The 24,780-nt window shown below is 60.5% G+C and carries 27 protein-coding genes and 2 pseudogenes; 15 read left to right on the top strand and 14 right to left on the bottom strand.

What is annotated here, in order from left to right; all coding sequences use genetic code 11:
- The first annotated feature begins 734 nt into the window (after positions 1–734).
- From ACA070_RS19400 to ACA070_RS19390, 3 genes are read left to right on the top strand one after another with little or no spacing between them, the layout of a single operon-like run.
- Positions 735–1,373, top strand: coding sequence for a P-loop NTPase family protein (locus ACA070_RS19400; RefSeq protein ID WP_497447945.1), 639 nt, complete (start codon positions 735–737; stop codon positions 1,371–1,373).
- On the top strand, positions 1,373–1,804 hold the full coding sequence (locus ACA070_RS19395; RefSeq protein WP_497447944.1) for a phage holin family protein: 432 nt from the start codon (positions 1,373–1,375) through the stop codon (positions 1,802–1,804). Before ACA070_RS19400 ends, ACA070_RS19395 begins: the two co-directional genes overlap by 1 nt.
- A complete protein-coding gene (locus tag ACA070_RS19390; protein ID WP_497447943.1) occupies positions 1,801–2,625 on the top strand; it encodes a DUF3618 domain-containing protein in 825 nt (274 codons plus the stop codon). The genes ACA070_RS19395 and ACA070_RS19390 overlap by 4 nt, the downstream gene beginning before the upstream one ends.
- A gap of 60 nt (positions 2,626–2,685) precedes the next feature.
- On the opposite strand, the gene ACA070_RS19385 is transcribed toward ACA070_RS19390, so the two are convergent.
- A complete protein-coding gene (locus tag ACA070_RS19385; protein ID WP_497447942.1) occupies positions 2,686–2,898 on the bottom strand; it encodes a hypothetical protein in 213 nt (70 codons plus the stop codon).
- A gap of 54 nt (positions 2,899–2,952) precedes the next feature.
- Here ACA070_RS19385 and ACA070_RS19380 point away from each other — a divergent pair, with 54 nt between their 5' ends.
- The 3 genes from ACA070_RS19380 to ACA070_RS19370 all read left to right on the top strand — a co-directional run bounded on the left by ACA070_RS19380 (position 2,953) and on the right by ACA070_RS19370 (position 6,192).
- On the top strand, positions 2,953–3,837 hold the full coding sequence (locus tag ACA070_RS19380) for a manganese catalase family protein (protein ID WP_497447941.1): 885 nt from the start codon (positions 2,953–2,955) through the stop codon (positions 3,835–3,837).
- Between the two features lie 237 nt (positions 3,838–4,074).
- Complete coding sequence (locus ACA070_RS19375; RefSeq protein ID WP_497447940.1) at positions 4,075–5,004, top strand: ZIP family metal transporter; 930 nt, start codon at positions 4,075–4,077, stop codon at positions 5,002–5,004.
- Positions 5,005–5,040: 36 nt separating this feature from the next.
- The gene (locus ACA070_RS19370; RefSeq protein ID WP_497447939.1) at positions 5,041–6,192 is read left to right on the top strand and encodes a carboxylate-amine ligase; all 1,152 of its coding nucleotides are present in this window, start codon (positions 5,041–5,043) and stop codon (positions 6,190–6,192) included.
- A 283-nt stretch (positions 6,193–6,475) separates the two neighbouring features.
- Here ACA070_RS19370 and ACA070_RS19365 read toward each other — a convergent pair whose 3' ends face one another.
- Together ACA070_RS19365 and ACA070_RS19360 are read right to left on the bottom strand one after the other, a co-directional pair.
- Complete coding sequence (locus tag ACA070_RS19365) at positions 6,476–8,182, bottom strand: amidase (protein ID WP_497447938.1); 1,707 nt, start codon at positions 8,180–8,182, stop codon at positions 6,476–6,478.
- Positions 8,183–8,309: 127 nt separating this feature from the next.
- A complete protein-coding gene (locus ACA070_RS19360) occupies positions 8,310–9,203 on the bottom strand; it encodes a LysR substrate-binding domain-containing protein (RefSeq protein WP_497447937.1) in 894 nt (297 codons plus the stop codon).
- Between the two features lie 127 nt (positions 9,204–9,330).
- Between ACA070_RS19360 and ACA070_RS19355 the strand changes: the two genes are divergently transcribed.
- The 4 genes from ACA070_RS19355 (at position 9,331) to ACA070_RS19340 (ending at position 14,411) form a co-directional block, all read left to right on the top strand.
- Entirely contained in the window at positions 9,331–10,677 is a 1,347-nt protein-coding gene (locus ACA070_RS19355; RefSeq protein WP_497447936.1) for an NAD(P)/FAD-dependent oxidoreductase, read from the top strand.
- 36 nt (positions 10,678–10,713) lie between these two features.
- On the top strand, positions 10,714–12,369 hold the full coding sequence (locus tag ACA070_RS19350; RefSeq protein WP_497447935.1) for an FAD-dependent oxidoreductase: 1,656 nt from the start codon (positions 10,714–10,716) through the stop codon (positions 12,367–12,369).
- Between the two features lie 4 nt (positions 12,370–12,373).
- Positions 12,374–13,543 (top strand): NAD(P)/FAD-dependent oxidoreductase, encoded by a 1,170-nt coding sequence (locus ACA070_RS19345; protein WP_497447934.1) that lies wholly within the window; start codon positions 12,374–12,376, stop codon positions 13,541–13,543.
- 70 nt (positions 13,544–13,613) lie between these two features.
- The gene (locus ACA070_RS19340; RefSeq protein WP_462027725.1) at positions 13,614–14,411 is read left to right on the top strand and encodes a transporter substrate-binding domain-containing protein; all 798 of its coding nucleotides are present in this window, start codon (positions 13,614–13,616) and stop codon (positions 14,409–14,411) included.
- 41 nt (positions 14,412–14,452) lie between these two features.
- Here ACA070_RS19340 and ACA070_RS19335 read toward each other — a convergent pair whose 3' ends face one another.
- Positions 14,453–14,590: a hypothetical protein gene (locus tag ACA070_RS19335; RefSeq protein WP_497447933.1), complete on the bottom strand. Its 138-nt coding sequence runs from the start codon at positions 14,588–14,590 to the stop codon at positions 14,453–14,455.
- A gap of 30 nt (positions 14,591–14,620) precedes the next feature.
- Here ACA070_RS19335 and ACA070_RS19330 point away from each other — a divergent pair, with 30 nt between their 5' ends.
- Entirely contained in the window at positions 14,621–15,013 is a 393-nt protein-coding gene (locus ACA070_RS19330) for a GFA family protein (RefSeq protein ID WP_497447932.1), read from the top strand.
- A gap of 3 nt (positions 15,014–15,016) precedes the next feature.
- Here ACA070_RS19330 and phnE read toward each other — a convergent pair whose 3' ends face one another.
- The 5 genes and pseudogenes from phnE to ACA070_RS19305 all read right to left on the bottom strand — a co-directional run bounded on the left by phnE (position 15,017) and on the right by ACA070_RS19305 (position 18,845).
- Positions 15,017–15,784, bottom strand: a complete 768-nt coding sequence (gene phnE / locus ACA070_RS19325; protein WP_497447931.1) for a phosphonate ABC transporter, permease protein PhnE — start codon at positions 15,782–15,784, stop codon at positions 15,017–15,019.
- Positions 15,781–16,608 (bottom strand): PhnE/PtxC family ABC transporter permease, encoded by an 828-nt coding sequence (locus tag ACA070_RS19320; protein WP_497447930.1) that lies wholly within the window; start codon positions 16,606–16,608, stop codon positions 15,781–15,783. Before ACA070_RS19320 ends, phnE begins: the two co-directional genes overlap by 4 nt.
- The gene (locus ACA070_RS19315; protein WP_497447929.1) at positions 16,602–17,399 is read right to left on the bottom strand and encodes a phosphonate ABC transporter ATP-binding protein; all 798 of its coding nucleotides are present in this window, start codon (positions 17,397–17,399) and stop codon (positions 16,602–16,604) included. The genes ACA070_RS19320 and ACA070_RS19315 overlap by 7 nt, the downstream gene beginning before the upstream one ends.
- Positions 17,396–18,247: a putative selenate ABC transporter substrate-binding protein gene (locus tag ACA070_RS19310; RefSeq protein ID WP_497447928.1), complete on the bottom strand. Its 852-nt coding sequence runs from the start codon at positions 18,245–18,247 to the stop codon at positions 17,396–17,398. The genes ACA070_RS19315 and ACA070_RS19310 overlap by 4 nt, the downstream gene beginning before the upstream one ends.
- A 170-nt stretch (positions 18,248–18,417) precedes the next feature.
- Positions 18,418–18,845 (bottom strand): annotated as a pseudogene (locus ACA070_RS19305) (HIT family protein).
- A gap of 195 nt (positions 18,846–19,040) precedes the next feature.
- Here ACA070_RS19305 and ACA070_RS19300 point away from each other — a divergent pair.
- A complete protein-coding gene (locus ACA070_RS19300) occupies positions 19,041–19,424 on the top strand; it encodes a VOC family protein (RefSeq protein ID WP_131063055.1) in 384 nt (127 codons plus the stop codon).
- Between the two features lie 156 nt (positions 19,425–19,580).
- On the opposite strand, the gene ACA070_RS19295 is transcribed toward ACA070_RS19300, so the two are convergent.
- Both ACA070_RS19295 and ACA070_RS19290 read right to left on the bottom strand, forming a co-directional pair.
- Positions 19,581–19,940 carry a DUF6124 family protein gene (locus ACA070_RS19295; protein WP_497447927.1) on the bottom strand — a complete coding sequence of 120 codons (360 nt, stop codon included), beginning with the start codon at positions 19,938–19,940 and terminating at the stop codon, positions 19,581–19,583.
- Between the two features lie 449 nt (positions 19,941–20,389).
- The gene (locus ACA070_RS19290) at positions 20,390–20,638 is read right to left on the bottom strand and encodes a hypothetical protein (RefSeq protein ID WP_497447926.1); all 249 of its coding nucleotides are present in this window, start codon (positions 20,636–20,638) and stop codon (positions 20,390–20,392) included.
- A 207-nt stretch (positions 20,639–20,845) separates the two neighbouring features.
- On the opposite strand from ACA070_RS19290, the gene ACA070_RS19285 reads away from it, so the two are divergent.
- Together ACA070_RS19285 and ACA070_RS19280 are read left to right on the top strand one after the other, a co-directional pair.
- Positions 20,846–21,187, top strand: a complete 342-nt coding sequence (locus ACA070_RS19285; RefSeq protein WP_497447925.1) for a hypothetical protein — start codon at positions 20,846–20,848, stop codon at positions 21,185–21,187.
- Positions 21,188–21,317: 130 nt separating this feature from the next.
- Positions 21,318–21,778: pseudogene (locus ACA070_RS19280) on the top strand (acyltransferase family protein); the annotation flags it as partial.
- A 79-nt stretch (positions 21,779–21,857) separates the two neighbouring features.
- On the opposite strand, the gene ACA070_RS19275 reads toward ACA070_RS19280, so the two are convergent.
- From ACA070_RS19275 to ACA070_RS19265, 3 genes are all read right to left on the bottom strand, one after another.
- Entirely contained in the window at positions 21,858–22,460 is a 603-nt protein-coding gene (locus ACA070_RS19275; protein WP_497447924.1) for a P-loop NTPase family protein, read from the bottom strand.
- A gap of 108 nt (positions 22,461–22,568) precedes the next feature.
- Positions 22,569–23,003: a GNAT family N-acetyltransferase gene (locus ACA070_RS19270; RefSeq protein WP_497447923.1), complete on the bottom strand. Its 435-nt coding sequence runs from the start codon at positions 23,001–23,003 to the stop codon at positions 22,569–22,571.
- Between the two features lie 81 nt (positions 23,004–23,084).
- Positions 23,085–23,462 carry a winged helix-turn-helix transcriptional regulator gene (locus ACA070_RS19265; RefSeq protein WP_497447922.1) on the bottom strand — a complete coding sequence of 126 codons (378 nt, stop codon included), beginning with the start codon at positions 23,460–23,462 and terminating at the stop codon, positions 23,085–23,087.
- Positions 23,463–23,552: 90 nt separating this feature from the next.
- Between ACA070_RS19265 and ACA070_RS19260 the strand changes: the two genes are divergently transcribed.
- On the top strand, positions 23,553–24,710 hold the full coding sequence (locus tag ACA070_RS19260) for an alkene reductase (RefSeq protein ID WP_497447921.1): 1,158 nt from the start codon (positions 23,553–23,555) through the stop codon (positions 24,708–24,710).
- The last annotated feature ends 70 nt before the right edge of the window (positions 24,711–24,780 follow it).

The raw sequence follows: 24,780 nt of genomic DNA, 5'->3' as shown, positions 1-24,780 counted from the left end.
CCAAGTAACCAAACGCTTTCGCCCCTGACGTACGGTGCCTCGCCTAGGCTCGGCATGCCCTCGCTCCGGTCCTGCTCCGTGGGCCCGCCGCCATCGGCCATCCATGGCCGGGGGCGGCTACCGCGGCATCCTTGCCGCGGTGCCCACTGCGCAGAACCTCCGCTCGGCTTCCCGATGGGGCAGATCAAGATCAAAAGCCAGATCAAAAGCCAAAGCGAGGCGGCCTGATAGCCGACCTGATGTGCGTCAACACCATGTCATACCCGCCAAAAAATCCCTGTGGGAGCTAGCCTGCTAGCGATGGATGTACAGACACCGCGTTCATTCAGACCGCACGCATAATCGTTAACGTCCATCGCTAGCAGGCTAGCTCCCACAGGGGAAATGCATACGAACGAAGAGCCAGATCGGCCCGAAGGCCGCCTCGCGGTGCTGTGGCGGTAGTCGCCCCCTCGAGAGGCTTCGTTCCGGTTCTGCGCAGTGGGCACCGCGGCAAGGATGGCGGCGGGCCGTAAGGGCGGAACCAATAGCCGCCGTTACCGCAGAAACGGATATGTACCCCACCTAGATATCAACCGAAAGGCAGCAACCAACACCCAAGCGACGAACTGAACGCATCACTCATCATTCCGTTGGAACTCCCCATCACCCCCCTTCGTCATCTGCAATGAGGGAGGCTGCACTCATTGCGAACTCCCGGAACGCTTGTTTACAGACAGAAGGCGAGGGATGACATGAATACTTCAGACAGCACAACCGGGAGTCAGCCAGATAAGCCCAATACCGCAGGGCCGGAGCCAGGCTTTGACCACTTGAAGGAGGACGTGACAGAAGCACTTGAGGGCGCGCGACAACAGGCGGACGCTCAGTTCGGGCAATACCGCGACACCGCAGCCGATCAAATCGAGGCATTGGCCAAAGGAGCGAAATCATTCGTGTCCGAACTTGAAAGCAAGGACACCCTTGGCATGTCCGATTACCTGACCGACATGGCGGAGTCCATGAGTGGCCTGGCCGGCAATCTGCGCGGGAAAAGCGCCGAACAGCTGCTCCATGACGGAGCCGAGCTGGCCCGCAGCAATCCAGGGCTGTTCATTGCCGGCAGCATTGCGCTGGGCTTCGGCCTGTCGCGATTCCTGAAAGCCGGCAGTTCCCCGGCGGCGACGTTCGCCAACGCCGACAACCCGGCAGCCGGTCACTCCATGCCACCGTCCGGCGGTTTTGGTACGCAACGCCCCTATGAAACCTCCGTGGCGTCCCGCACCGATCAAAGCCCCGGCATCAAACCGGCCACACCGAGCGAGCAAGACCCCCCTTCGAACTTCGCGACGTCCTCGACACCGGGTTCGACAAACTTCAATGGAGCACTGTGATGAACAGAGAAGAACCAGATTTTCCGGGCTCAAGACCCGTGTCTGCGCCTGATCATGACGCTTCGGTCGTCGGGTTGTTACGGCAGTTATCCCGTGAAGTGCCCGCGCTATTCACCAAGGAACTGGCGTTGGCCAAAGCCGAGCTTCAAGCCAGTCTCACGACGCTAAAAGCAGGGATTGCCGGTGTCGCCGGGGGTGCAATTGTGCTGCTGGCGGGGTTCATCATTCTGTTGATGTCCGCGGTCTACGGCCTCAGCACCATGATGGCGCCGTGGCTGGCAGCGCTGATTGTCGGCGTGGTGGTGATGATCGTCGGGTTCGCCATGCTGCAGTCCGGGAAAAAACAATTCGAGCCGTCCAACTTCAAGCCTGATCGCACACTGGATGCTTTGAACAAAGACCAGGAAGCGCTGCGGAGGAAAGTCTCATGAACAGTGAATTCGACACCGAGGCGGCAAAAAGCCCTGAAACCATCGAGCGTGAAATCGATGCCCAGCGGGCGAGTATCGGCAACATTGTCGATGCGCTGGAAAGCAAGTTCACCCCTGGCCAGATGTTCGATCAGGCGCTGACGCTGATGCAGAGCAACGGCACGACATTCCTGACCAACCTGGGCACCAGCGTTCGCAATAATCCGGTTCCCGCCGTCCTGACATCCGTCGGATTGCTGTGGTTGATGATGAGCCAGAATCGTCCGCCGTCACCCCGTCCAGGCTATCGCGTGGGCCCGGACCAGAACACCGTCGGAGAATGGGCCGACGGCCTGGCGGACGGCATCGACAGTGCCCGTGACCATTTGCACCAGACGGCTGATACGCTCAAGGACGGTTATCAGAACGTCAAAAGCAAGGCTGCCCACCTAGGGGATAACCTGGGTGCTGCTACCGACAACATCAGCCATGCCATGCATGACGTCAGTGACCGATTGGCGCGCAATACGCAGGTGCTGGGCAATCAGTTCAGTCAGTTGTTGAAGGAACAACCGCTGATGGTCGCCGCGGCGGGCATCGCGTTAGGCGCCATGCTGGGCGCGGCATTGCCGTCGACAGCGACCGAGCAACGCTACATGGGCAAAACCAGCGCAGGCCTTGCCGACAAGGTAAAGCAGCAGGCAAGGGAGGGATTCGAAGCCGTGCGCGACACCGTGACCAAAACCACCGATCACTCGGACGTAGAGACGAAACCGGAAGGGGAGTACCGCGCAGCCTCCGATACGCCTGCCGATCTGTCCCGAGGTTTGGGCACTTCGTAATCAGGCACGTGGTAAAGGGCTGCAAAAAAGGCGGGAGGTCTGACACAGACCTCCCGTTTTTTATTCGATTTGCGCGCACCGTCGAACGATGAAAACGCTCGTGACTGCGGTGGAGATCTCCAGGCGGACAAAAGTTTGAATCGATTGATTGATCGCCGACGACTGGTGCCAAAACCACGCAAAAACACCTATCAAATGCCGCCTGTCGCGAGCGGCCAATCTTTTTAAAATTTTCTCAAGCACCGCGCCTTCAGATAATTGTGGGCGGCGCATTTGGTCATTCACCGAATGAGTATCGACGCCTTTTCAGGACTGAGGAGATTCGTCATGTTTTTACATAACAAGCGACTTCAATACACCGTGCGCGTGGCCCAACCCAATCCGGGGTTGGCGAACCTTTTACTCGAGCAATTCGGCGGCGCCCAAGGGGAGTTGGCGGCGGCGTCCAGGTACTTCACCCAGGCATTGGCCGAAGACGATCCGGGAAGAAAGGATCTGCTGATGGACATTGCCACCGAGGAGCTCAGCCACCTTGAGATCGTCGGGTCGATTATCGTGATGCTCAACAAGGGCGCCAAAGGCCGACTGGCCGAAGGCGTGGATGAAGAGGGCGAGCTGTATCGCGCCATCAACGGAGCGGGCAACGATTCGCACATCACCAGCCTGTTGTACGGCGCCGGTGCACCGCTGACCAACTCGGCCGGGGTGCCATGGTCCGCCGCGTACGTCGATACCATCGGTGAGCCCACCGCCGACTTCCGCTCCAACATCGCCGCCGAGGCTCGCGCCAAAATCGTTTACGAGCGCCTGATGAACATCACCGATGATCCCGGGGTGAAAGAGGCGCTGGGGTTTCTGATGACGCGCGAAATCGCCCATCAACTCTCCTTTGAAAAAGCGCTGCACGCGATCCAGCCGAACTTTCCGCAGGGCAAGCTTCCCGGCATGCCCGAGTTCACCAACGTTTATTTCAACCTGTCCCAAGGCGAAGGCAGTACTCGCGGGCCGTGGAACCAGGGTGACGACTGGAACTACGTGGACGATCCACAACCTGCCGTCGATGGCGGGGACGGCACGGCGAGTGTCGAGCTCAGCGCTGAAGACGAGGCGCTGTTACAGGCCATGAAAGTTCGCACGATGTCTGACCCGCAAAGCGATCCGATCACAGGAGCCGACCTCGGGGCCGGCGTGCAAGGAAAGCCCGATGCGTGATGAGGGGGCACCGCACGCCATCCGGCGTGCGGTTTCTTTGTGTTGCTGAAGAGTTGAGGTGAATCAAATGAATTTTAATCCAGACGCTTACGTTGCAGAGGTCACGCAGGACTTTTCCCGGCTGTTCGATGCCACTGCAATGGCTTTCGAGCGAGACGCTTCGCGGATATCAAGACAGGTCCAAATGGCCGCACCAAGAGCAAATCGCAAGCGCTCCAACGGGAAATAGGTGTCCTCATGTCGGAACATTCTTCGCCCGTGAGAGCCCCATGGCGCGCCTGGGTCGAGCAGGGAAAAAGCGGCAGTTGGCAGAGTATTTTGTTCTGGGCAACCCTGGTGGGTGTCACTGTTCTGCTGCTGCTCAGCGGGTACAGCGCCTTGACCGGTGCGGACAGGGTCAACTTGCAGTATGCGTTCCTGGGCGGCGTCTCGGGTTTCGCCGCGACCGCGCTCGGTGCGGTGTTAGCCGTGGTTTTGCGTGACATTGCCGCACGAACCCAGGACATCATGCTGGGCTTCGCCGCCGGGATGATGCTCGCGGCCAGTTCATTTTCACTCATCCTCCCCGGCATCGCGGCGGCGCAGGCCATTTGCGGTAACAAACTGCTGGCGGCGTGTGTCGTGGTCGTGGGGTTGGGCCTGGGCGTGGCGCTGATGATCGGGCTGGATCGCTTTGTCCCCCATGAGCATCAGAATATTGGTCGCAAAGGCCCGCAAGCGCAGCGCATCAATCGGGTCTGGCTGTTCGTGTTGGCCATCACGCTGCACAACTTGCCGGAAGGCATGGCCATCGGCGTCAGTTTTGCCAATGGCGACATGAAGGTGGGTTTGCCGCTGACCACGGCGATTGCCATTCAGGACATTCCCGAAGGCCTGGCCGTTGCATTGGCGCTGCGAGTGACCGGTATCTCGACGTTGCGGGCGGCGTTGATCGCGGTCGGCTCAGGGCTGATGGAGCCATTGGGAGCTGTCATGGGGCTCGGTATTTCCACGGGCTTCGCGCTGGGTTACCCGATTGCGTTGGGCCTGGCGGCTGGCGCGATGATCTTCGTCGTCTCCCATGAAGTGATTCCCGAGACACACCGCAACGGCCACGAAACCCCGGCGACGCTGGGACTGATGCTGGGTTTCGGGCTCATGATGTTTCTCGATACGGCGTTAGGCTAGGCTTGTAATCAAGGGCGTAAGGCGAGGGGTGAAGCGATGAACAGACACCTGAAGTTTGGCATTGAAGAGGAATACTTCATCACCCGCCTGGACAATCGGCGCATGTCCGAGAAACCTCCCGACGCTTCGATCAACGCGTGCCAGGCAGTGTTGGGCGATTGCTTCGCGCATGAGATGTTCAAGGGGCAAATCGAAGTCGCTTCGCCCATTTTCACCAGCGTCGCGCAAGCAACGGAGTATCTGTTTTCCGCGCGCACGAGGTTGCGGCAATCGCTCGAAGGGTATGGCTTGGGACTGCTCAGTGCCGGGAGCCACCCGTTGGCGGATTGGCGTCAGCAGCAGGCCACGGACCAACCTCACTTTCTTCAACTGTTTGAAGACTACCAGCGCGTGGCAAGGCGCAGCCTGCTGTCCGGCCTGCACGTGCATGTTGAAGTGCCAGGGCACCTGGATCGAATTCGGGTGATGAACGAAGTCTTGCCGTGGATGCCGTTGTTGCTGGCACTGAGCACGTCTTCACCCTTTTGGGATGGCGCCGACAGCGGCTTTATGAGCTACCGGCAGACGGCGTGTGATGAGTGGCCGCGGATGGGCATTCCGGAGTTCTTCGAAGATCAAGGCGCCTATGACGCCTACGTCGCCTTGTTGATCCGCACCGGCACGATCAAGCAGGCGGGTGATTGCTGGTGGGGTCTACGACCCGCCGCGAAGTATCCGACCTTGGAGATGCGGATGACGGATGCTTGTCCACGCCTGGATGACGTCTTGTGCGTTGCCTCGTTGTTTCGATTGCTGGTTGCCCATGCCATTGATCAACCTCAACCGGGATCGAGCTATTCGCAAGCGTCGCAATGGATTCTCAAGGAAAATCGGTGGCGGGCGAAACGATCCGGCATCCACGCCTCATTCATCATTGATGGTTACGATCGACCTTTCTCTGCTGGGCAATGGCTGTTCAGGGCGCAACAGATTCTCGGGGACACGGCGCGGAAGATGGGTGTGGAGAACGTGTTTGCTCAAGCCCGCCGGATTCTTCGGGAGGGCACCAGTGCAGACCGCCAGCGGGACGTTTATGCGCAAGCCTTGCGCGGGGGAGAGGATGTGCAAAGTGCTCTGTCGGACGTTGTGGATCAGTTGCTGATGGAAACGTCACAAGCGCCGTGCACCAGTGAAATGGTGTGCACTTAAGCGCAGGCACCACATTTTGTGGCGAGGTGATTTAGCGAAACGTCGCACCGCCCCGTTTGGCTGCGAAGCAGTCGTAAAACCAGAGCACTCGGTCTATTTGGACGAACGCTGGGGGCCGCTTCGCAGCCCAACGGGGCGGTGCGACGTTTCGCTAAATCCCCTCGCCACAGGGTTCTTGTTCGACTGGAGATTGGCGTAAGTCAGTGAGGGTTGTGTCTTGAAACACTGGTGTATTGATTGCGAAGGGAATTGGAGCCTGAGCCCCAACCCCGCTCGCAGTTTTTCAACCCAATAACGGCGGGGTCCGCGGCGGGATCATTCTTTTGGTGCCAACCGATTCAAACGCCGAAGCAAAGCGCAGCAGCGCTGAATCGTCATAGGCGCGCCCGGCAAAAGTCAGCCCGACCGGCATGCCGATGTCCGGCATGACGCCCATCGGCACCGTCACCGTCGGAACACCGAGGTGGCGGATGGCGAGGTTGCCGTTGGCGACCCACACACCGTTACTCCACGCGATGTCTGCCGACTTCAGATCGACATCGGCATTCGCCGGCCCGACGTCGGCCACTGTCGGGAACAGCACCGCATCAAGGTTCAGCCGATCCATCCAGTCTTCAAGGTCGATTCGACGGGTCTCTTCAAGTCCACGCAGGCCGTCAGGCACCGTGACGATCCGGTCCCACGGCGTGATGCCGCGCTCGGCCATCTTCACGTATTCGTCCATGCCTGCGGCAAGGTCGTCTTCGCGGTTGGGCAGGGTGCCCGGGTCGTGCGGGAAAATCAGCGGTCCGTCGACATCGGCCAGACGGTTCAATCTCGGATCACCGTTGGCCCGCAGGAAATCATCGAACGCCCAGGCCGACAGGTCCCACAACTCATGGTGCAGGAACTCCTTGGACACCAGGCCGCGGGTGAACACGGTCGGCGCGCCAGGACGATCACCTTCGCAGTTGGAGACCAGCGGGAACTCGACCTCGATCACCTCGGCTCCCGCGGCTTCGAGTGCCTTGCGCGCGTCTTCCCAAAGGCTGATCACGCTAGGGCGGGTGTTGATTTTCTGCCCGGTCGGGCCACCGATGCCCGGTGCCTCGCTGGTGCCCGCTTCGGGGTCGGCGTTGATGTACATGCGTGGAACGCCAAAGCGTTTTCCAGCCAGCGAATCGGTGTTCACGGCCAGCTCGGCATAGGAGGCGGGGCGCACCGAAGCGACACTCGGAATCGGCACCCAGGGTTGCATCCGCCACAGATCGCCCCGTGTGTCGGGGTCCTCCGCCACCACCACGTCGAGCACTTCGAGCAGGTCGGCCATGGTTCTGGCGTACGGCACCACCACGTCCATCGTCGGCGTCAGCGGCCAGTTGCCGCGCACCGAGATCACCCCGCGCGAAGGCGTATAGGCGCACAAGCCATTGTTCGAGGCCGGGCCGCGTCCGCTCGACCAGGTTTCTTCAGCAAGGCCGAATGCGGCGAAACTGGCGGCAGTTGCAGTCCCGGCGCCGTTCGAAGAGCCCGAGGCAAAAGGGGCTGTCAGGTAGTCAGCGTTGTAGGGGCTCTCGGCACGGCCATAGACACCGCGCTGCATGCCGCCATTGGCCATCGGCGGCATGTTGGTCTTGCCCAGGCAGATTGCCCCGGCGGCGCGCAGCCGTTCGATGGTGAACGCATCGCGATAGGCAATCAGGTTCTTGAAGGCCGGGCTTCCAGAGGCCGCCGTGAGGCCCTTCACCAGATAACTGTCCTTGGCCGTGTAGGGAATGCCATCCAGCGGACCGAGCGTTTCGCCCTTGGCCCGACGGGCATCGGACGCCTGCGCTTCTGCGAGCGCCTCGGGATTGCGAACCACCACCGCGTTGAGCGCGGTCGGCGTGTCGGGGCCGTCGTAGGCGTCGATCCGGGCAAGATAGGCCTGGACCAGCTCAACCGCAGTGGTCTGGCCAGACTCCAGCGCCGCACGCAGTTGGGCGATGGAAACTTCGGTGACTTCGATCATGCTGTTGTCTCAAAATGGGTGTTCATATCGGTTTCTCGTTGCACGGCAATACGCGACAGGGTCTGGACTTGTAGCCTGGCGTTCTATTTAGCACCAAGGCGGGCGCAGAAGGAAACGGTGAAACGGTTTAGGCGCTGTTTCGGGTTTGGCCGGGCACTTCCTGTTCCAGCCAGTCGAGGAACTCGGAAAAGCCGCTTGAGCGCTTCACCCGTTTTGGATAGACCAGCGTGTAACGTCCGCCGGTGATGATGCGGCCAGCATGCACGCGGGTCAGTTGCCCGGTGAGCAATTCATCGCGGGTGAGCACGGCGTCGACGAGTGCGATGCCCTGACCACATTTCACGGCGACAATAGCCGACTCCAGCGTATCGAACGTCAGATGCGCATTATCGGCCCCGGTCGAGCCTGGGTAATACTCTTCCCATCGTCGCCAGTCCAGGCGATCCATGCTCGCGTCCACAAGGCGCCCGGTCTTGAGCACCTCTTCCGGGGTTGTCCCGGCCAGCAATGCCGGCGAGCACACCGGAATCAATTCCTCTTCCCACAACTCCAGCGCTTCGAAGTCGGGCCAGGTGGCGGTGCCGTACGCGATCATGGCGTCAATCGATTCGAACGCAAAGTCGGGAAAGCGGTGATACACCGTGTCGACGCTGACAGTCACTTCCGGGTGCAAGGCATAAAACGCCGTCAGCCGTGGAATCAGCCAGCGCGCCGCCATGGTCGGATGGGCGCGCAGGCTGACACTTCGTCCCACCGAGGCAAGCATGTGCGAGGCATCCGACAGCAGGCCGATGACCTGCTCCGCCACCGGCACCAGGGATCGGCCTTCGGCGGTGAGCACGATTTTGCGCGTGTGCCGCTCGAACAGGCGGTTATCCAGACGGGCCTCCAGCTGCGCAATCTGCCGACTCACCGCGCTCTGGCTCAGGTTGAGCTGTTCACCGGCCTTGCCAAAGTTGCCCGTCTTCGCAACCGTCAGGAAGGCCTGCAAAAGCTCGATGGATGGCAGTTGGCGGCTCATGTTTCTATGCGCTCCTCGCATGGGATTAATGCAGATACATCACTGTAACTTCGGATGATCGAGGCACATTCTTAGCCGAAACAGCGATGTCGCGCTACGCGTCATTCTCAACTTGACGGTTACCCTTATGAACACTCCAGCAGCGGCATTTGCCAAATTCCCGGCCTCCAGGGAAGACCTCCTGCCTCGTGAAGTCGACGTGGCGATCATCGGCGGCGGGCTGATGGGGTGTGCGTGCGCGTACTACCTTAGCAAAGCGGGCGCCAAGGTTCTTCTGCTGGAAAAAAGCCAACTGGCAGGGCAGCAATCGTCACGCGCCTGGGGCTTTGTTCGCCAGCAATCGCGGGACGAGGCCGAAGTGCCGATGATGCAAGCCAGCATCGAGATCTGGCGTTCGCTGGAACACGAACTCCAGACCGACCTGGGATGGCGCAACGACGGCTGTCTGTTCGTCGCAGGCAATGAGGTCGAACGTGAGGGCTACGAATCGTGGCTATCGGTCGCGCGCAGTTTTTCGCTCGATACCGTGATGCTGTCGCCGCGCGAGGTGGCCAAGAAACTGCCGGGTTACGCGGTCCCGCAACTGGGCGGTTTGTTTACCGCCAGCGACGGTCAAGCGGAGCCTACGCTGGTGGCTCGCGCCTTCGCAATGCGCGCCCGTGAACTGGGCGCACACATCATCGAACAGTGCGGCGCCAAAGGCATCGATGTCGCTGCCGGTCAGGTCGTCGGCGTTGAAACCGAACGCGGCTACGTGAAGGCGAAAACGGTGGTGTGCGCCGCCGGTGTCACGACGTTCCGCCTGCTGAAGATGCTTGGCATTTCCCTGCCGCAGCAGTTGGTCAGGGGGACGGTGGCGCGGACCACGTCCGGCCCGACGCTGAGCGGCATCTCGACGATCGCCAATGGTGTGGGTTTCCGGCAACGGCTGGATGGCAGCTTCAACATCGCCGACGACGCCCATGTCGACGTCGACATGACGCTCGGCCACCTGCGCGCACTCCATTGGTATGCGCCATCGCTGTGGGCGCAGCGTAAATCGTTTCGCTTCAATCTGAACGGTGCGTGCCTGACCGATCTGCACCAGCGCATGCCGTGGTCAGAAGCGTCGCGGCTCGGTGCGGGAATTCACCAGCGCAATCCGCTTGTCCACCCCAATGACAAGGGGCTGGGCCACGCCATGCACGCGCTCAAGGCGGCATTCCCCGGGCAGGTGAATACGCAGATCGCCGACCGATGGGCCGGCGCGATCGATGTCTTGCCTGACGGCATTCCCGTTATCGATGCGCAAACCTCGCCGCGCGGTTTGGCGGTGGCCACCGGATTCTGCGGCCACGGCTTTGCCATGGGCCCCATCGTGGGCAAGACCCTGGCGGACTGGATTCACTCTGGCAACCCGGGACTGGACATGCGCCAGCTGCGTCTGTCGCGATTCGCCGAGGGCGACGTCAAGCCGCCGTCTTCGCTGTTCTAGCCCATACCCACGCGCTTACCTTCCGGGGAACACACCGTGAAACGACCTATCGCACCCAACCTCTACTACGATCCAGCGTCGTTGGCCGGCAAAGCTCCGCCGATCAGCGACGAGACCGATATTCTCATTGTTGGCGCGGGCCCGGCCGGCCTCGCTGCCGCATTGACCGCCGCCGGGCAGGGCCTGCGTGTGACCCTGGTGGACGAAAATCCGGTGCCCCTCGAAACCATGGGCGAAGAGGTGCCGCTGCATTTCGGTGGCCGCATGGGCGCTGCGGTTTCCAACCACAACAGCGTGCTGCAGACACTGCTCGATGCCCGCCCGGAAATCGCCGAGGCGCTCGAAGCCGGGGTCGACGTGCGGCTCGGCACGGCGGTCTGGGGCTTGTTTGCGCAGCAACGCACCACGGCGTGGATCGAGGGCGCCGTCGCCGGTCTCGCCGATGCCGAAAACGCGTATCTGCTGCGCTTCAAGCAGGTGATCGTCGCCGCCGGAAGGCGCGACATGGGCCTCGCCTTCGACGGTTGGCATCGTCCCGGCGTCATGGGCGTCAGCGCTGCGCATCGACTGGCGACGGTTTACGAGGCGCTGGATTGCAAGCGCGCCGTGCTGATCGGCAGCGATACCCAAGCGCTGGTGTCAGCCCACGCGCTGATCAGCAAAGGCGTGCAGATTGCTGCAATTATTGAACAGGCCGGGCAGGTGAGTGGCGATTCCGCGCTGCTCGGTCTGCTGGTCGAGCAGGGCGCTCAGGTGTTAACCGGGCATGTTGTTCGCGAGGCGGCCGGGGATGCCTTCGGCGTCAAGCGGATTACTGTGGTGACGATCGACGCGGCGGGTAGCCCCGTTGGCGGAGCTCTGACCGAGATCGAATGCGACACGGTACTGCTGGGGGTGGCGGCCATTCCGGCCATCGAACTGATCGAGGCAGCAGGGGGCGGCACGTCATTTCAGGCCGACCGCGGCGGCCACGTCCCCGACACGGACTCGGCACAACGCACGTCGCTGCCGTTCGTTCTGGTGGCGGGCGACTGCGCCGGCGTCTGGGCTTCGAAAAGCCTCGACGACACGATTTCCCGGCGCGAAGGGCAGATCGCTGCGCGCACCGCGCTGGCAGCGTTGGGTGTGGACGTTGCGCAGAACGACAACGCATCGGCGCCTGACGTGCCGGTCTGCAACGTTGCCGCCAATCGCGAGGCCTGGGTGCGCGCGTCCACCGTCCATGCGCAGAACGAACCCTTCGTTTGCCTGTGCGAAGAGGTCACGGCCAGCGAAATCCTCGGCCAACAACCGCCGCGTTATCTCGACTGGACACCCGCCGACGCAGCTTTGCAAAACACCATGACAAACGATTCGCCCCACCCGGATGTGACCAAGCGTCTTACCCGCGCCTGCATGGGTCCCTGCCAGGGACGTCGTTGCCGCGAACAGGTGGCGGCCTTGCTCGGCATCGGTGCCGGTTTGAATGTCGGCGAGATTGCGCTGGCCTCGTTTCGCCCGCCGGTCCGCCCGCTGTCACTGCACCAGATTGGCCAGATCGAGGAAGCGCCGTCGATGCATAACCGCTGGGATGCCTGGTTTGACATGCCGTCACAGTGGACGCCGTTCTGGCTGTGCACCGGGCAGCAGACCGTGGCCAGGCGCCCGCAGGATGCAGTCGATCACATAAACCCGTCGCAGAACGAGGGCTGACATCATGCAGGCAGTCAAGAAATCATCCAACCGTGCATCTGTCGTCATCGTCGGCGGCGGCGTCACCGGACTGAGCGCCGCCTGGTGGCTGGCGCGCGATGGCGTCGATGTGCTGGTCCTCGATGCCAACCTGATTGGCTGGGGCGCCTCGGGCCGTAACGGCGGAGGGTGTTCGCATCACCACAGTCCGCTGTTTCTTGAAGAACAGCGACTGTGGCCGATGATGGATGAATTGCTCGGTTACCCGACCGAGTATCGTCCGGACCGCATCAGCATTGATCTCACCGAACACCAGTTGTCACTCGACAAAAAAGTCGTGGATGAAGCGAAGTATTATGGGTTGCGCGTTGACCTCCTGGACCCTCAGGAGGTTCGGGAACTCGTGCCCTTCGCGGGTGATAACGTGTTGGCGGGCTACTACTACCATTTCGGCGGCCACGCCAATCCGCACCGCACGCTGCAGGCCTACTCATGGGCGCTGCAAAATCTCGGCGGCCGCGTTCTCGAGCACACACCCGTCGTCGCCATCGAACGCCAAGACGACCGCGTGACGGGCGTGCGCACGGCACAAGGCCTGATCGCCTGCGACCACCTGGTGATTGCCGCCGGCCCGCATACCGGTGAATTGGCAGCCCAACTTGGCGTAGACATTCCGCTGGTCACCGCCCGTGCCGAAATGATCGTGACCGAACCGCTGCCGTTACTGGAGGTGGGTGGTGTGGATGGCAATGGTTTGTATGGCCGGCAAACCCTGCGCGGCAACCTGGCGTATGGCGGTGGCCCGCATGAATGGGTCGAGCTCGCCGATCTGCGCGGCACACGTCCCCAGTCGACACCGCTGCAATGCAATATCGCCAAACGACTGGCCGAACTGTTCCCCAAGATTGCTCACAAGCGGGTGATCCGCAGTTGGGCCGGGTTTATCGAAAATACACCGGATGGTCGTCCCGTCATCGATCGTCCTGCGGCGCTGGATAACGTCACCGTTGCGACGATGTCCGGTGTCGGTTTCGGGCTCTCGCCGGCGAGCGGTCATGCCATCCGCGATCTGGTTGTCGACGGTGAGTGCAGTTTCGCCGACCTGTCGACGTTCTCGCTCTCTCGTTTTGCGACCCTCGAGTCAGATTGGCAAGCGATCCAGGGATGGCTGCCGTTGCCTGTACCCGGGGCTTAAAAAGGCTTTTTTGTTCTGATGTTGAATCGTTTTATTCGCAACCATCCTCCTGAAAAAAAAGGGATCGACCATGAAACGAATATTCCGCAATCTGGTTTTACTGGCCTCAATCGGCATGACGTTGAGTTCCTTTACGGCTCCGGCCAGCGCAGCAGACGACAAGCTGCGTTTCGGTGTGGCAGCCGAGCCGTATCCACCGTTTCTGGTCAAGACACCCACCGGGCAATACACCGGTTTCGAGCCCGACCTGATCCGTGCACTCTGCGAGCAAATGAAAGCCGAGTGCGAGATCAAGGAAGTGGCCTGGGACGGCATCATTCCGGCACTGCTCGCCAACAAGTTCGACGTGCTCTTCAACTCGATGGGCATCAGTCCGGAGCGGCAGAAAGTCATCGCTTTCTCGCGTCCTTACTATGAGACGACAGGGATTTTCGTTGCTGCGAAGGACGTCAACCTGACGCTGACACCGGAAGGCCTGGCCGGTAAATCCATCGGTGTGCAGGGCTCGACCACCAACGCCGAGTTCATCCAGACCGCTTACGGCAAGGCCTCGAACATCCGTATCTACACCACGCAGGACGACTGCAACGCCGATTTGCTGGCGGGTCGTATTGACGTCATGTTCCTCGACAAGTTGGGCGACATCGATTTCCTGAAGTCCCAGGACGGGTTGGCGTACGAGGAGAAGGGCGTCGGCAGCGTCAAGATGGACCCGTTGCTTTATGGTCTGGGGGTCGGTGCGGGCCTGCGCAAGAGTGACACCGCACTCAAAGAGCGAATCGATGTGGCGCTCACGCAGTTGCATGCTTCTGGCAAGTACACGCAAATCTCGCAAAAGTACTTTCCGGTCGATCTCTGGCCACACTGACATCCAGCAGCGGAGGAGACCTTAACTACGTCTGATTTTATCTAGCGACCGGCCGCTGCATCTGAGAGTGCAGCGACCACCTGTTTTTCGATGTCTTTCTCATCCATCCCGCGACCGAAATGCTTGAGGTAGCGGCCCTGGCTGTCGAGCAGAAACAGAAGGGTCGAGTGGTCCATCATGTACTGGTCCGGATTCAGAGGAGACGCAAAATGGACCGATTCACCGGCGGTTGCCTGTGCGGCGATGTTCGAATCGAGGCGTCAGGACGGCCCTACCGGGTCGGCCTTTGCCACTGTCTCGACTGCCGCAAGCATCACGGGGCTCTTTTCAACGCCAGCGCGATATTCCCTCAGGAGGCGGTGAAGGTCGTTGGCGAAACACGTGACTACGCCGGGCGGCATTTTTGTCCCCGCTGCGGCTCATCCGTTTTTGCACGCACCGACGACGAAGTCGAAGTGAACCTGGGATCCCTGGATGTCCCTGACCAACTGATGCCAACCTATGAAAGCTGGATCGTGCGTCGCGAGTCCTGGTTGCCGGCGTTTGCGCTCATCAGACACTACGAGCACGATCGTGAGGGCACGGGACGTTCTGAGGAGTAACCATCAAGCCTTGACCCAGCGTTGACGACTCCAGCTGCTCAATGAATCGACGGCGAAGACCAGGAGCAGCATGGCCAGGATCACTGTGCTGGCTTGAGCTTCCTGGAACAGGCTGAGACTGACATAGAGCATTTGCCCCAAACCACCGGCGCCGACGAAGCCCAGCACACTGGCCATGCGGATGTTGTTTTCCCAGCGGTACAGAATGTAGGCCAGGAGCTGGGGCAACAGGTTGGGCAGTGTGCCGTAACAGAACGCCCAAACGGCATTACCGCCTTGCAGGCGGATGGCTTCGGCGGGTTCTGGCGGGGTGTTTTCCAGTGCTTCGGCAAACAATCGGCCGAGTACGCCAGTGGTGTGCAGGGCCAATGCCAGGGTGCCGGCATTGGGGCCGAGCCCGGCGGCCAGGACCATCAGCGCGGCCCACACCAGTTCCGGAACCGCGCGCAAGGCGTTGAGCACCAGACGCGACGCACTCTGAAAAGGCCAGCCGAAACGCCCGGCCGCGGGCAGTGCCAATAGCAGGCCGAACACCGCCGCGAGCAGGGTGCCGAGAGCAGACATGGCAATGGTTTCCAGTGCGCCATGGCCGATGGCTTGCAGATGACCCGCGCTCAGGTCCGGGCTGAGAAAACGCTGCGCATAGGCCCCCATCTGTTTCAGGTTGCCGGCGGCACCGAGCTCACCAAGGTCGATGTTCAAGTAGCTGAAAGAAGCGGCGACCGCGATGCCGATGGCAAGGATCAGGGCCAGGTTGATCAGGCGATTCATGCCAGCCTCCAGCGCAGCAGGCGGCTGAGTTGATCGGCGAGCAGCACCAGGCCGAGGAAGGTCAGTAACAAACTGGCCACTTCACCACCGGCGAACATGCGCAACGACAGGTCCATTTGCTGGCCCAGACCGCCAGCACCAACGAAGCCCATCACCACCGAGGCGCGGATCGCGCACTCCCAGCGATACACCGTGTACGACATCAGCTCCGCCGCGACGTTGGGCAATATCCCGTAGCAAAACGCCGCCAGCCGACCGCTGCCTGAACGCAGCAACGCGTGGGCCGGGCGCTGGTCCACCGATTCGAAAATTTCTGCGTAGACCTTGCCCAACATGCCGCTGTAGGTAATGGCAATGGCCAGCACCCCGGCCGTCGGGCCGAGGCCGACGGCACGCACGAACAACAGGGCCCAGACGATTTCCGGAACGCTGCGCAGGAAGATCAGCAACCCGCGTACCGGCCAACGCAGCAGTTGGCCCCCATAGCTCGGGCGACCGGCACGGGAGGCCGCCGACAGCGACAGGGCGCGACTGGCCAGCAGGCTGGCGGGGACGGCCAACAGCAACGCCAGGGCCATGCCGGCCGTGGCGATGGCCAGGGTCTGCAAGGTGGCTTGCAACAGCAGCTCGATGAACTCCCCGTCATGGGCCGGTGGCCAGAAGGCCGAGACAAACCGGCCCATCTCGCTCTGACTGTCACTCGCCACCAACACGCTGAGGTCCAACTCGCTGTAGCGGATGCCCGGCCACAGCAAGGCGATCGCCAGCAGGCTGAGCAGCAGACGGGGCAGGGCGGCAGGGTCGCGGGTGGCAGACGTCAGCATCGGGGAATCTGCACACTCAGGGACACGGGAGGCACCGGCGAGGATTGCAGCTGCTCGTTGGCGTAGAGCTTGTCGAGCAGCTTGCGGTCGACCTCGCTGGCCGCGAGGTCGAACAAGACTTGCCCGTCACGCAGGCCGATGATCCGCGAAAAATGCGCCAGGGCCAGCTCCACCGCATGCAGGCTGGCAATCAGGGTGACGTTGTGCTCCCGGGCATGGCGGCAGAGCACCGACAGCGTGTGTTCGGCCAGCACCGGGTCCATCGCCGATACCGGCTCATCGGCCAGCAACACCTCGGGCGCTTGATACAACACGCGGGCAATGCCCACGCGCTGAAGCTGTCCGCCGGACAGTTGCTGGCATTGCGCGAACAACTTGTCGCCGAGGTCCAGCCTGGCCAATGCCGCGCGTGCGCCGGGAACATCCAGCGGATGCAGCAGGTTCAGCAGGCTCTTGCCCAGGCCCCACTGACCCAGTTTTCCGGCCAGCACCGCAGTGACCACACGCTGGCGCGGTGGCAGGGGCGGCGACTGATGGATCAGACCGATGCGCGCGCGCAGACGCTGTCGCTGCCGGGCAGACAGTTGCCACGCGCGCTCGCCGAGTACCTGCAACTCGCCGTTGTCCGGTCGCAAAGCAGTGGCCAGCAAGTTGAGCAAGCTCGACTTGCCAGCGCCGGACGGGCCGATGATGGCAACCTGTTCGCCTGCACCGATGTGCAGGTCCACGTCACGCAACGCTTGAACGCCGTTGGCGTGGGTCAGGCTGGCCTGGGTCAGACGCAATGTCATTTCAGCAGGTCGGCGGCGCGGGCGGCTTCCTCGATGCCTTTGTAATTGTCAGGGCTGGTTTCGATGAAACGGCTGGCGGCCTGCAAATCGAGAATTTCCTTGTCCTTCGGGTTCGCTGGATCAAGTGCGAGGAAGGCTGCCTTGATCTTCGCCGCCAACGCCGGGTCGAGGGTGCCGCGCACCGTCCAGTTGTAATCGAAGTAGGCCGGGGTGGTCGCAAACACTTTGACCTTGTTGGTATCGACCTTGCCGGCGGCGACCAGTTTTTCCCACACGCTGGCGTTCAATACCCCGGCGTCCACTTTGCCGGCCTGGACCCAGGCAACGGTCGCGTCATGGGCACCGGAGTAGCCCACGCGGCTGAAGTAGGTTTCCGGCTTGATGCCGTCCTTTAGCATGAAGTAGCGCGGCATGAGACTGCCCGACGTTGAGGACACCGAGCCGAAGGCAAAGGTCTTGCCCTTGAGGTCGGCGAGGGATTTGACGTTCGGGTCGGCGGTGATGAATTTGCTGGTGAACTGGGCGTCCTGTTCGCGCTGTACCAGAGGAATGGCATTGCCGGTTTTAAGTCGCGCTTGCACGAACGTGAAACCGCCCAGCCAGGCCATGTCGATGCGGTCAGTGGCCAGCGCCTCGACCACGGCCGGATAGTCGCTCACCGGCACGAACTCAACCTTCATGCCCAGTTTTTCCTCCAGATAAGCGCCAAGCGGCTTGAACTTGCGCAGCAATTCGGTCGGGGCTTCATCGGGAATCGCGCTGACTTTCAAGGTGTCGGCGGCCTGCGCCATCAGACTGCCAAAAGACAGGGTAAAGCCGACGGCCAATGCCAGGGTACGCTTGAGCATGGAAGCTCTCCGGTGAATGAACATAAGAATATCGATGCGCCTGGCACAAGCTGAGTGCTGCCTGGCGCTTTGTGAGGGTAGACGAAGCGCAGCGATATTAACCGCTTTTGACCTAATCAATATGTGTCGTGAAGGGGGGCAATCGACCACAACAGACAAACTCGCTGCCCCTATCTGAATGCTTTGCGTAAATCATCAATGACCCGGTCGATTGACGGCCCTTGCACTGCCGGCGGCTCCGGGCTCTCTCCAAATTCACGCCAGATGAACAGCGTCAGTTCCGCCCCGTCAGTTAGTGTCAGGGTGTTTTCGATGCTGGCGAATGTCTGCAAAAGCCTGTACCTGGCATCTTTCCAGAAAAGCTCCTCGACCCAGGCATACACCGGAATGAAATGAAAGTGGATGGGGTAGCCAGGGTCATGACCGAATCGACTGATGTACAGCCACTTTCCGCTAGCGCACCGTCGGGAAGTCCAGCCAGCGAGTTGACGTGAGTCTTCGCCCCCAACATCAGATAGCCGGGAAGCGCCGATGACAGGTGATGATTGAGAAGCCAATGGTCGGTTTCAAGAATGACGAATTGTGGTGCTACTTCCATGTGCTGATGTCCATGATCATGAGGCACACAGAGTATCAAGGCACCGGACGTTGTGAAGGGCACCTCTGTGTCTATGCGCTCTTCGCATCGGATTAATACCGATTCATCACTGTTCTTTCAAATGACCGGGGCACATTCTTGGCCGAAACCACGACGCCATACGCGTCATTCTCAACCTGACGAAGAGCTATAAAAATGAGCGTATTTACTCACGTTACAGTCGGCACCAATGACTTGAGCAAAGCCCGCGGTTTCTACGACAACGTACTGGGAGAACTTGGCCAGAAACGTATCGCAGACCTCGGCGACAACGGTTCTATCTGGGGCGAAAACGCACCGGCTTTCTTCGTTCTGAAACCGGCGAACGGCGCACCTGCCAGCGTCGGCAATGGGGTGACTGTGAGTTTCGAGGCACCGACCCGTGCGGCCATCGACGCGTTTCATGCCGCCGCATTGGCCGCTGGCGGTACGTGTGAAGGCCTCCCGGGACCGCGTGGCTGGGCGCCGAATGCTTACGCTGCGTATGCCCGTGATCTGGACGGTAACAAACTGGCTGCCTATTGCTTCAATCCCGTGTAAGACCGGTCGAGGCCAATGCCGTTCGCTTAAAACAATCTTCAGTCGAGCAACACCTGTGGCGAGGGGATTTATCCCCGTTGGGCTGCGCAGCGGCCCCAAAAAAGGCACAGCTGCGCAACCTAACATCAGCTACCCACTCACCACAGCAGACCGCAACTACTTGGGCAGATCAATCTTGTCCAACACCCGGTTCGCCGTGATCTCCGCCACCATGATGCTGTTGGAAATACCCAGCAGGGCATAACGTGATTCACCCTCCAGGTGATCGATCAATTGATGGACCATCACATCGACCGAGGCCAGCGTCTCGACCAAGTAAACCGCCAGGGTTTCAGCCGTGGCCTCCGGATCCACGGAAAACAGGGTGCTGCGTGTTCGCGGGGTGGCTTTGATGTCGGCATTCGACGGGAAGTGGAAGTCCAGAGCCCGCTCGGCGGCCTCGTTGAGCTTCTTTGAATCGGGTTCGTACGGGGAGGCCGGATCGGTGTCCGGTGGGTTTGGCGTAACTTTGAACATGGCAAAACTCCTAGAGAAATGGAGCTGCCACCATTCGCTGCGAAACGAAAAATAGGTGGCAACTGTACGCGGGTTCGCAGACCAGGACTCTAGGAACCCGGCAGACCCTAAGGTCTCCCACGCACAGCCGCCATGACATGAATGACAGACTTGATGAAGCGTCTGTTCATGAGACGTAGACGTTGTGCGTCTAGAGATTACCCGGGCTGCGAAACCCGATCACTGATGGGCAGTGACACGAGTCAAGTTACCGATGGGCTCCAAGGCGCACAAGCCGGCGGATTCTGGCGCAGCCGTAGGCAACGGCGCAAGGTTTTGTAGCTTTCAGGACGTAAACTTTAGGTCGTTTAAACAAGCAATCTCTAGCCTGTTTAATATGCGAGCGCGCACGCCCTGAGGCGAGCTAATCAAGGCTCAATTGCGGCCAACGAAGCGGCTCGCCATACCCGTCATTGGTCAGGCAAAAGCCACGTATCCACCACCCGCCGATCCAGCTCCTCCCAATCCGCCATGCCCAACACTCGCGTGGTGTTCAACCCGCGCAAATAACCGCGCAGTTGATTGGCGGTGGCTCGCACAAGCTCCGGGTCGGGTGCGATTTCGCTTAGCAGTACGGTTTCGTACTCGATCAAATACTCGGCCACCCGATCACGGAAATCGGGCAGGACGGCGTCGCGGATCAGGTCAAACGTTCTCAAGGAAAGGCCTCATCAATCTTTTTAAGTTGTGATTGAGTGTGTACGAGTCTGCACGGCACGCAACTATTGCTGGAAGTAATAGTGACAATCAAGAAACACAAGTTCTGCTTTGTCAGCAATGACCGGACAATCGTCCCCATCGAACACCGCCCGTGACGCTGTTTCGTCACCTGCTGAACCGGACTTTTTATTTTCAGGATGACATCCATGCGCCCTTTGTTTGTGCCTGTCATGGCGTTTGCCTCTTTGTTGCTCGCCGGTTGCGCCTCTGCGCCGAACGACCCGACGCTGACTTTGCAGACCCGTAAGACACCTGCGCAATACGCCGACTGCGTTGTGCCGAAATTGCAGGGCAGTGCGTTGAACCCGACCGTCTCGCAGACCCAGCGCAGCTACCGGATCGTGGTGCCGAGCAAAGTCTCCGCAGACAACGTGCTGGAAGCTTACAAGGCTGGCAGTGGCGGCAAGGTGTTCGTCTACGAGCGGCAATTGCTGGCCTCGAACTTCCTGCCGTCGAGTTTTGGACGCGCCGCACAGGATTGCATCTGACCCGGCCGTAAACGTTTTTCAAGCGCTCCTTTGGTTGGCCGCAACCAACCAAGTTTTTTGCCCCGCACCGCGTTTCGGTTGTGGGGCTTTTTTTTGTTCATTACGGAATCCCGCGCCACAAAAAACCTGTCTGTTCATGCTCCTGTGCGGCAGTTACCTGTACAAACCGCAGGCCAAGGGCTTGGCGATTGCCGCCGGCACCGCCGTGGTGGCTGCCTTGATGTTTGCGGCAATCGAAGCGGGACTGATTGAGCGTCGGCCGTTTAACGCGGAGGTGACTGCGGGCATCGCGTTAGGCATCCCGGCCGTGTACGTGCTGACGAAACTCAAGTTTCATCGGGTTGACGAGTTCCTCGGGGACATCAGCTATGGCGTGTTCCTGAATCACTTTGTGGTGATGTACTCCTGCGCGCTTTCTGGCCCGTTGCCTACGACGCGCACATCGTTGCCGCCGTTCTGGTCCTGTCGTTCGGATTGAGCTGCGTTTCGTACTACTGAATCGAACGGCCGGCCCTGAAACTCCGTCATGCGCTTCGGGCTGGCGCGAGGTATGGCGTGGGTAAGCCGCAAGGCGGCGAAACAGCGGTTTAGTGCATGTGGTGGCTGGTGTTCGTAGAGCGGAGGCCGATTGGCAATCGACATGCCTTCGCTGGATTGCGGCCTTCTGGGATTACTGACCGCTTGTTGAGTCCGGACATCCGTCCAGGCCAAGACAGCCTGCTCGCGCGGGGGGTGGAGGCCGGACGGAGGTTCCAGACATTGCGGGCAAACTATCGACAAATGCCGCAATCTGTCGCGTGCCGCGCAAGTGCAGCGTAGGAATTTGCGGGCCTATGGTTTGGCGCACTGCCTCGATACCTGCGCGGTAGCCACGATCAAAATTCCACACGAAGTTCAGAAAGGTCAGGAACGCCCGGTCGAGCTTCTCGGTACAGCCTTTCGGAAGGTCATGGCGAGGGCGGTTCATTACGCTGCGCATGATCACCCGGGCGAAACAGGTGAGCCGCGGCGTATCGAGCCAGATGATCAGGTCGGCACGGGGCAGGCGAAGGTCGAAGGTTCGCCGCGCATAGTTGCCTTCACAGACCCAGGCATCCTGTGCGATCGCTTCGCGGACCCGCGCGCGGAACTGCTCAGCGTCGGGCTCGACCCAGCCGGGCTCCCAGAACAGCGTGTCCAGATGCACCACGGGCAGGCTCAAGCGTTTGCCGAGGGCGCGGGCGAGGGTAGATTTGCCGCTGCCGGCATTGCCCAGAATTACAATCCGTTGCATGAAGACTTCCTGTCGCGAAAAAAGCCGGCGATTGTGCAGGTTTTGGAGGGTCAGTTAAAGGCTCAAGTGGCGCGGGACCGTACCACGGGAATGAATGCCGTCGCTCGGTCACACGTTCTCATTATCCAACCGGGTAAACGAATACCGATCGATATCAGACCTGAGCTGCCAACCCTGGCTTTGCCAATAGCTGGCAGCTGCTCCATTGGTCTTGAAAACGTCGAGATGACATTTAAGTATTCCGAGTTTCTCAAGACTCGAAAGGCAGCGCTCTACCAGCGCATTGGCGATGCCTTGCCGCCGATGCTGAGGAAGGACAACCAGATGCTGCAAATAGCCTCTGCGACCGTCGTGCCCACACATGACGCAACCGCACAGAACGGCACCGACTTCAGCCACGAAGCTCATTCCGGGATTTCGTTCCAGATATCTCGAAGTCGATTCACGCGAGTCGGCATCCCGCAAGGAAACGCCTGGGGTACGCCTCATGAGGTCAATGACCGCATCGTAATCGTCCATGGTCATCACACGGATGTTGAACATTGCTTGAGCCTGGCTTTGATCACTGTCGGGTTGGGCAGACTAGCAGAAGCACCGAGCGGCTATCGACCCCAGCATTACGAGTCAGTTAACGCGATCTCGAACAACAGCCTCGCATGGCAGCAGCCTATGGCCCTCGTCGAGTTCTTCGGCGTGATGGACGCCCCAATCGATCAGCGATTCAAGGATGGACCGCAGGCTTTCGCCCAGCGGGGTGAGCAGGTATTCGATCCCCTGACGATCCAGGGCGCTGGGTTGCCGGCTCACCACCCCATGTTCCTCAAGCGCTCGCAGTTGCTCGATCAACACCTTCTGCGAGATGCCTGTAATGCGCTTCTCCAAATCACAGGTACGGTGCGGTCCGTCCAGCAGCACATGAAGGATGACCCCCTTCCAGCGCCCGGAGAGGACAGCCAGCGTGCGCTCGATCGGCAAGCCCGGCAGTCTATTGATTGTCTTCATTTGCCACCACTGACTAAACGGTGTGTAGATGGGCGCGACTTACGAAAAGTACGCTTTCCTTCCGATCAAGACCGATGCGAAGGAGGCCACATGATAGACCTGTTTGAATCTCAGTTGCTTGGCGGCAACGTTGTGGTGAAGAACCGCATGGTCATGGCACCCATGACTCGCACGCGTACGTCCGAGGGTGACGTCCCGAATGAGTTGATGGCCACCTACTACGGGCAGCGAGCCAGTGCCGGCCTGATCATCACCGAGGCAACGGACATTGCGCCGTCCAGCAATGGCTACGCCATGACCCCCGGCATCTACACGCAAGCCCAGCGGCAGGGCTGGCGTTTGGTGACCGATGAAGTTCACCGCAATGGCGGCACGATATTTGTGCAACTGTGGCACGTCGGCAGGATGGCCCATCCATCACTCCTGCCGAACGGCGAGGCGCCTTGGGGTGTGACCGATGAACGGGCTGACTCGCAGGTGTTCGCCCACGGCCCGGATGGCAAGTTGGCCCATATCCCGGCAGGCAAGCCTCGGCGCCTGAGGCCGGAGGAAGTGATGGCTTTGGTCGACACCTTCACCCGAGGCTGCGTCCACGCCCGGGAGGCCGGATTTGACGGTGTCGAAATCCACGGAGCCAACGGTTATCTGTTCGAGCAGTTCATGAACTCGGTGCTCAATACCCGCACCGATTTATATGGAGGCGCAAGCGTAGAAAACCGTACACGGTTCCTGCTGGAAGTCGTTGAAGCGGCGGTGCGTGAATTGGGTCCGGGGCGGGTGGGTGTGCGCCTGTCGCCGTTCGGCAAGTTCAATGGCATTCCGGCGGACCCTCGCACCGAGGAAACCTTGCTGTACGTTGCCGAGCGTTTGGGTCGTCTCGGCGTTGCCTATCTGCACCTGGTCTACGAGCTGATGCCTGCGGAGAACATGGAGGTGGCCGAGTTCAAATCCCACCACCTCGACCACGCTCTGCTGGCCAAGGTTCGGGCAGTGTTTCCTGGCGCAATCATCTGGTGCGGCGGCTTCACTGATCGCAAAAACGCTGAGGATGCGCTCGACACCGGGTTAGTGGACCTGATCGCCTTCGGCAGACCCTATATCGCAAACCCGGATCTGGCTGAGCGTCTCAAGCACGGTTGGCCGTTGGACGAAGCGGACCGATCTACGTATTACACTCGATGCGGGGAGGTGGGTTATACGGACTTTCCTGCCTATTCCCTAGGTCGTGCTTCACGCCGGGTAGGCTGATAGCGGCGGTGGGGCGAGCGGGCGTTTGATACTGGGTGGTGCTGTGAATGCCTGCGGGTCGCCGCCGTCG

The organism is Pseudomonas sp. LBUM1678, from assembly GCF_059695575.1.
The sequence above is the reverse complement of the archived record's forward strand: the minus strand, read 5'-3'. Positions and strand labels throughout refer to the sequence as shown.

Coding starts and splice junctions, on each gene's coding strand:
- ACA070_RS19320 (WP_497447930.1), bottom strand. CDS start 16,608: ATGCTGACGTCTGCCACCCGCGACCCTGCCGCCCTGCCCCGTCTGCTG.
- ACA070_RS19285 (WP_497447925.1), top strand. CDS start 20,846: ATGCGCCCTTTGTTTGTGCCTGTCATGGCGTTTGCCTCTTTGTTGCTC.
- ACA070_RS19385 (WP_497447942.1), bottom strand. CDS start 2,898: ATGCGCCGCCCACAATTATCTGAAGGCGCGGTGCTTGAGAAAATTTTA.
- ACA070_RS19370 (WP_497447939.1), top strand. CDS start 5,041: ATGAACAGACACCTGAAGTTTGGCATTGAAGAGGAATACTTCATCACC.
- ACA070_RS19275 (WP_497447924.1), bottom strand. CDS start 22,460: ATGCAACGGATTGTAATTCTGGGCAATGCCGGCAGCGGCAAATCTACC.
- phnE (WP_497447931.1), bottom strand. CDS start 15,784: ATGAATCGCCTGATCAACCTGGCCCTGATCCTTGCCATCGGCATCGCG.
- ACA070_RS19300 (WP_131063055.1), top strand. CDS start 19,041: ATGAGCGTATTTACTCACGTTACAGTCGGCACCAATGACTTGAGCAAA.
- ACA070_RS19395 (WP_497447944.1), top strand. CDS start 1,373: ATGAACAGAGAAGAACCAGATTTTCCGGGCTCAAGACCCGTGTCTGCG.
- ACA070_RS19270 (WP_497447923.1), bottom strand. CDS start 23,003: ATGTTCAACATCCGTGTGATGACCATGGACGATTACGATGCGGTCATT.
- ACA070_RS19295 (WP_497447927.1), bottom strand. CDS start 19,940: ATGTTCAAAGTTACGCCAAACCCACCGGACACCGATCCGGCCTCCCCG.
- ACA070_RS19340 (WP_462027725.1), top strand. CDS start 13,614: ATGAAACGAATATTCCGCAATCTGGTTTTACTGGCCTCAATCGGCATG.
- ACA070_RS19365 (WP_497447938.1), bottom strand. CDS start 8,182: ATGATCGAAGTCACCGAAGTTTCCATCGCCCAACTGCGTGCGGCGCTG.
- ACA070_RS19345 (WP_497447934.1), top strand. CDS start 12,374: ATGCAGGCAGTCAAGAAATCATCCAACCGTGCATCTGTCGTCATCGTC.
- ACA070_RS19260 (WP_497447921.1), top strand. CDS start 23,553: ATGATAGACCTGTTTGAATCTCAGTTGCTTGGCGGCAACGTTGTGGTG.
- ACA070_RS19380 (WP_497447941.1), top strand. CDS start 2,953: ATGTTTTTACATAACAAGCGACTTCAATACACCGTGCGCGTGGCCCAA.
- ACA070_RS19310 (WP_497447928.1), bottom strand. CDS start 18,247: ATGCTCAAGCGTACCCTGGCATTGGCCGTCGGCTTTACCCTGTCTTTT.
- ACA070_RS19330 (WP_497447932.1), top strand. CDS start 14,621: ATGGACCGATTCACCGGCGGTTGCCTGTGCGGCGATGTTCGAATCGAG.
- ACA070_RS19390 (WP_497447943.1), top strand. CDS start 1,801: ATGAACAGTGAATTCGACACCGAGGCGGCAAAAAGCCCTGAAACCATC.
- ACA070_RS19360 (WP_497447937.1), bottom strand. CDS start 9,203: ATGAGCCGCCAACTGCCATCCATCGAGCTTTTGCAGGCCTTCCTGACG.
- ACA070_RS19400 (WP_497447945.1), top strand. CDS start 735: ATGAATACTTCAGACAGCACAACCGGGAGTCAGCCAGATAAGCCCAAT.
- ACA070_RS19265 (WP_497447922.1), bottom strand. CDS start 23,462: ATGAAGACAATCAATAGACTGCCGGGCTTGCCGATCGAGCGCACGCTG.
- ACA070_RS19315 (WP_497447929.1), bottom strand. CDS start 17,399: ATGACATTGCGTCTGACCCAGGCCAGCCTGACCCACGCCAACGGCGTT.
- ACA070_RS19355 (WP_497447936.1), top strand. CDS start 9,331: ATGAACACTCCAGCAGCGGCATTTGCCAAATTCCCGGCCTCCAGGGAA.
- ACA070_RS19375 (WP_497447940.1), top strand. CDS start 4,075: ATGTCGGAACATTCTTCGCCCGTGAGAGCCCCATGGCGCGCCTGGGTC.
- ACA070_RS19335 (WP_497447933.1), bottom strand. CDS start 14,590: ATGATGGACCACTCGACCCTTCTGTTTCTGCTCGACAGCCAGGGCCGC.